The 5,434-nt window shown below is 51.8% G+C and carries 6 protein-coding genes; 5 read left to right on the forward strand and 1 reads right to left on the reverse strand.

What is annotated here, in order from left to right:
• Positions 1–418 (reverse strand): hypothetical protein (locus tag IBX50_RS16695; protein ID WP_292257431.1); only part of this gene is annotated, 418 nt, incomplete at its 3' end.
• A 445-nt stretch (positions 419–863) separates the two neighbouring features.
• Between IBX50_RS16695 and IBX50_RS16700 the strand changes: the two genes are divergently transcribed.
• The 5 genes from IBX50_RS16700 to IBX50_RS16720 form a co-directional block, all read left to right on the forward strand.
• The gene (locus IBX50_RS16700) at positions 864–1,829 is read left to right on the forward strand and encodes a DUF932 domain-containing protein (protein WP_292257432.1); all 966 of its coding nucleotides are present in this window, start codon (positions 864–866) and stop codon (positions 1,827–1,829) included.
• A gap of 97 nt (positions 1,830–1,926) precedes the next feature.
• On the forward strand, positions 1,927–2,961 hold the full coding sequence (locus IBX50_RS16705; RefSeq protein ID WP_292257433.1) for a lambda-exonuclease family protein: 1,035 nt from the start codon (positions 1,927–1,929) through the stop codon (positions 2,959–2,961).
• Positions 2,954–3,832 (forward strand): hydrolase or metal-binding protein, encoded by an 879-nt coding sequence (locus IBX50_RS16710; protein WP_292257434.1) that lies wholly within the window; start codon positions 2,954–2,956, stop codon positions 3,830–3,832. Before IBX50_RS16705 ends, IBX50_RS16710 begins: the two co-directional genes overlap by 8 nt.
• A 71-nt stretch (positions 3,833–3,903) precedes the next feature.
• Entirely contained in the window at positions 3,904–4,398 is a 495-nt protein-coding gene (gene radC / locus IBX50_RS16715) for a DNA repair protein RadC (RefSeq protein WP_292257435.1), read from the forward strand.
• A 92-nt stretch (positions 4,399–4,490) separates the two neighbouring features.
• A partial coding sequence (locus tag IBX50_RS16720; RefSeq protein WP_292257436.1) for a hypothetical protein occupies positions 4,491–5,434 on the forward strand: 944 nt, incomplete at its 3' end.

Genomic DNA, 5,434 nt, shown 5'->3' on the forward strand with positions numbered 1-5,434 from the left:
CATTAAATGACCTGATAGCTCCACGTTGCTGCTCATTCCATAGACGCTTAGCATCTGTCTGGATCGGACTTTGTCCTGGCATCAGAAGAGCATGCCAGCGACTCAGAGTCTTCTCAGGCCAGCCTGCTGATTGTACTCCGTCATTCCAGGCCTTGAGAAAGAGCCTTTCCAGCTGACTGATTTTCTTATGTCCAGTCCTCCAGCTCTCAAGCCAGCCATTCAACTGGTATGCAACAAATGACAGAGGGGTCACCCATGCAACTTCTCTGTTGTACGCATCATGTATACAGTTAGCACTGTCAGCACCTTCAGTAGGTGTTGTCTGAAACCCAGGTACTGTTGAGTCCTTTAGCTGTTGAATGAATTGCAGAAAGGTGCTGGTGTCTGCTTTATTTTGCTTTTGTGTGCGCTCTAACAAGTCCACTGCTTAGCCCTCTTAATCAGTATCTGTAGTGGTCTATACAAGGTTCATAAGAAGGCTATTAGCTGTAAGCATTAACAGTTAGTCAGCTCTGCTGATGCTGTGATACCACTTGTTGTACACCTCAGACACTACCAACAAAACCAATAGATAGAATAAATATATATCCCCCAATTTCTGAAATCTGTCACCCGAGAATAGCGGGGTTCAACATTTGAAAACATCGCGTTTTCTGGCACTCGTAATTTGAAAGACTTATTGAGTCTTTTTTGCTCGCCTACACCGTCAATTCCAGATTTTTTCAGATATATATCATCAACTTGAATGCAGGCTGCTGTTCAAGCCTGTACCCCTTGCTTCACCCTCAATTTATCCTCGGCACTCGGCTCTGCTGGCTTCGGTCGGCAGGGCTTTTTTGTGCCTTGTCATCAGGAGAAACATCATGGCGCATCTCGTTGAAAGCATGGCTTATGTTGGTGAAACACCCTGGCATGGTCTGGGCAATCAGTTGACTGAACAACAACCCTTATCCGTCTGGGCTGAACAAGCCGGTATGAACTGGCAGATCGTGGAATCACCGGTGCATTTTATTGCTGCCGGTCATGGGCATCTGGGTGAACTGCTGGAATACCCCGACAGTAAGGTGCTCTATCGCTCCGATACTCAGGCACCGCTGTCGGTGGTGGGCAACCGGTATCAGGTGGTGCAACCTGCCGAGATACTGGAGTTCTATCGGGATCTGACAGAAATCTCCGGCTTTGAACTGGAAACAGCCGGTGTACTCAAAGGTGGCCGCAAGCTCTGGGCTTTGGCACGTACCGGCCAGAGTGGTGTGCTGAAAGGCAATGACCGCACCAATGCCTATGTGCTGCTGGCAACAGCCTGTGATGGCAGCATGGCGACCACAGCTCAGTTCACCAGCATTCGAGTGGTCTGCAACAACACCCTGGCGGTTGCCCTGCAAGGTGCTGGTGCCTCTGCCACTTGTGTGAAAGTCCGTCACAACACGGCTTTTGATGGTGAGCGTGTCAAACGTGAGCTGGGCATTTCAGTCAGCAGCTGGAGTCAGTTTATGGATCAGCTGAAGGAGTTGAGTAATCGCAAGGTTCGCATCAAGGAAGCTGAACAGTATTTCCGTGATGTGTTCACTGATCCAGCATCAGCCAATCCAGACAACAACCAGAAGTCCATGGCACGGGCTTTAGAGCTGTTTGATGGGCATGGCCGAGGTTCTGATCTGGCTTCATCCCGTGGTACGGCTTATGGCCTGCTGAATGCCGTGACAGAGTTTGTGGATCATGAACGCCGTGCACGTAACACCGACTACCGGTTGGATTCAGCCTGGTTTGGTCAGGGTGCCAGCGTCAAACAAAAAGCCTTGGATCTGGCAATGGAGCTGACTGCCTGATTCGGACGGATCTTACCGCTGCACTTCTTTAACTTTCTGAACCCGCCCTCGGTGCTTTGGCATCGGGGGCTTTTTTATGCCTTCAAGGAGGCCTGCCATGGGTAATCTTTCTGTTTCCAATCAATTGAATAAAGCACCTGTACGTCTGGTATCGACTAAGGGCATGCAGCGCAAGGACTGGCTGGAGGTGCGTAAACAAGGAATCGGTGCCAGTGATGCCGCTGCTGCAGTGGGTATCAGTCCTTATCAGTCTCAGCTGGAACTCTGGATGATCAAAACTGGGCGTATGTCAGGTCTTCCTGATCCTTCACTGGATGAGGTGCGCTCTCCGATCTACTGGGGCAATGTGCTGGAACCGATTGTGGCTGCCCATTACACCCGTAAAACCGGACGCAAGGTGCGCCGTGTGAATGCCGTACTGCAGCACCCTGATCAGGACAAAGCCTGGATGCTGGCCAATCTGGATTATGCGGTGGTGGCCTGTGATGAAGTGCAGTTACTGGAATGTAAAACTGCCGGTGAGTTTGGTGCCCGTCTGTGGAAGGACGGTGTGCCGGAATACTACCAGTGTCAGGTACAACATCAACTGGCGGTCACCGGCAAACAGTCAGCAGATGTTGCCGTGCTGATTTGTGGTCAGGAGTTTCGGGTGTATCGCATCGAGCGGGATGATGCCCTGATTCAGGAGCTGATCCAGCTGGAGCGCCAATTCTGGCATTGGGTCGAAACTGACACGCCTCCACCGGCTGACGGTTCTGACTCAGCTGATCGGGCACTGCGTCAGCTCTACCCACATGATCACGGTGAAGTGTTGGATTTCACTGCTCATGCCGATCTGAACCAGTCCTTTAATCAGTTGGTACAAGTGCGTGATCAACTCACCTCACTGAACCTGCAGGAAGCTCAGTTAAAGCAGTTCCTTCAGCAAACCCTTGGAGATGCCACCAAAGCCCGTTTTGCATTGGGTTCCATCAGCTGGAAGCGCAGCAAGGATACCGTAGCGCTGAACACCAAAACCCTGCTGAAAGAGCAGCCGGACATGCTGGATCGTTACGGTGAAATTCGTCAGGGCAGTCGCCGCTTCACTGTTCAGCAAAATACTCAACCCAAACAAGGAGCTCACCATGATTAAAGGTTTAGCCATTACGCCCCCGGTGGTGGGGCGCATCAGTATCGGGCAGATGGTAGAAAGCAACGGCAAACGCCTGCCTCAGAAGGATGATCAATTTACCCTGACCAGTCAGATCCAGAATCGGGAGGGCTGGATACTTCACCCGCTAGATGAACAGCTCAGGCAACAATCAGGCACTACCAAACTGCGCTGCATTCCGGTGCGGCTTTTGTTTAATGAACCGGAGCTGAATCTGCGTGCTGAATACTCCATGTTTGACCGACAAACGGGCAGACCTCTGTGTGCGGGGAATGGGGTGCAGTGCAGACGCTCCACCCGTGAAGGGATGCAGCAGCTGGACTGTCCCAGCCCTGGCTTGTGTGAGTTTGGGAAAGGTGGCTTGTGTAAAGCCTATGGTCGTTTAAATGTTGCTATCAACACCGAGGAAGATCTGAGCAGTTTTATTTTCCGTACCACGGGTTTTAACAGTATCCGCACCTTGATGGCTCGCATGATGTATTACCACGCGGTATCCGGTGGCTTGCTGTCCTGCCTGCCTTTGCAGCTCAAACTGCGAGGTAAAAGCACCACCCAAAGCCACCGTACCCCGATCTTTTACGTGGATCTGGTGACACCGGACGGCATGACTCTGGAAGCCGCTTTGCAGTGTGCTCAGGAGAAAAAACAACAGCGGGATGCCGCAGGTTTTGATCAACGTGCACTGGATGATGCCGCACGCATTGGTTTTGCCAATGGCTTCTTTGAATACACGGAAGATGAGATCCCTGAGATTCTGGAAGAGTTTTATCCGGCACAGGAAGCCGATCAGCCTGATCCACCCATGCACCAAAGCAATCAGGGGCTGCGCCAAAAGCTGGCCAAAGCTTCCTAACGCTTGAATCTGTTGTAACCCCTCTTGCCCCTACAACCCCATTCATCCTGACACTACGGGAGAACCCCCTTATGTGCAAAACACTGATTACCGGTGAAAAACCCGGAACCTATCGTATTACCGGCGCGGTGACTGAAGCTGAACTGTTTGAGATGGTTCAGCTGCTGGCTCGCAGCAAACTCAGCAAAGGCCGCGTTCTGGATAAGCCGGAAGAAGTGGCACTGGCCTTGCAAACCCTGCTGATGGACAAGCCCCATGAAGTTTTTGGACTGGTGTTACTGGATAACGCTCACCGGCTACTGGCTTTTGTTGAGCTGTTTCGGGGCACGATTGATGCCGCCAGCATTTACCCCCGCGAGGTGGTGAAAGAAGCCCTGGAACACAATGCGGCTGCAGTCATTCTGGTACACAACCACCCATCGGGTAATCCCGAACCCAGCCAGGCTGACCAGGCCATAACCAAACGCCTCATACAGGCGCTGGCTACCGTGGATATTCGAGTATTGGATCATCTGATTGTAGGTCGGGATGGCTGGTTGTCCTTTACCGCTCAAGGCTTGATTTGATCTCTCTCTGACTTAACCCCCCGTTTCATAGCCCTTGCTCCTGCCGGTGATTCGTTCACTGGCCGGGGCTTTTTTATTTTTGGGAGCTGACCATGCTGACTCTGAAAGACATCACCGACATGATGCCTGCTGCTCATCTGGCTCATTTACGCAGCGGCATTCGCTCTTTGCTGGAACAAGCGGATTACCACTACAAGGCACGTATCCACCGACAGATGAATAACTCCAGCCTGCTGGAAATCGAACTGAGTGGCCTGAGTGTTAATAAACCAAAACAACCGATATACGTCCATCTGAAAAGAATCTGCACCCTGAGTCTGGACACTATTCAGCAACAGCTGGATGCCTTTGATATTCAGCTGGAACCCTTGCCGGAGGCTTTGAAGGACTACCAGCCTCTGCTGCCAGTCTACTACCGCAGTCTGTATTCCCCAGAGGCCAGCCTGCTGGTAGATCGGCTGGATGACTGCATCAAACAACCTTCTGCTGAACACTTCTTTGCTGCAGCACTGTTGCTTGAGCCACAAGCCTACCCGCTTGAATATAAGCTCAATAGCCACACCTGTTTTCTGTCGGCCAACACACCCCTCTGGGCGGCATGTCAGCTACTCAACCAGACCACGCAACACAGAAGCACTCAGTTTCTGGAGCATGAACTGGTACAGCAGCTGCTGCAGAGTGTCCCTTTTCGCCCGGATGCCAAGGACTTGAAGCTGGATTGGATGGCCCACATGACCTACCTGGGGTTTCCGGTGCTGTCCGATCAACCTGGTTTAATCCGCTACATCGAACCGAGTCAGCGAGAAGGCCAAAGCAGTTACCGCTGTATTGATCTGGCACCGGGTAAATACTTCCGGCGTAAACTCCCTGATGCAACAGATGAAGCGGTGAAAGACTTTGCCAACGCCTTTAAAAATCAGTTTGTCATGACCCTGCACCAGTGCAACGGATCGGCAGAGGATGCAGCAGAAGTGTTTGAGCGGATTTACACCACCGGGCCCAGCTCCTGCATGAGCCACAAAACAGCTGCCTTTCG

This window comes from Marinospirillum sp. (assembly GCF_014859565.1).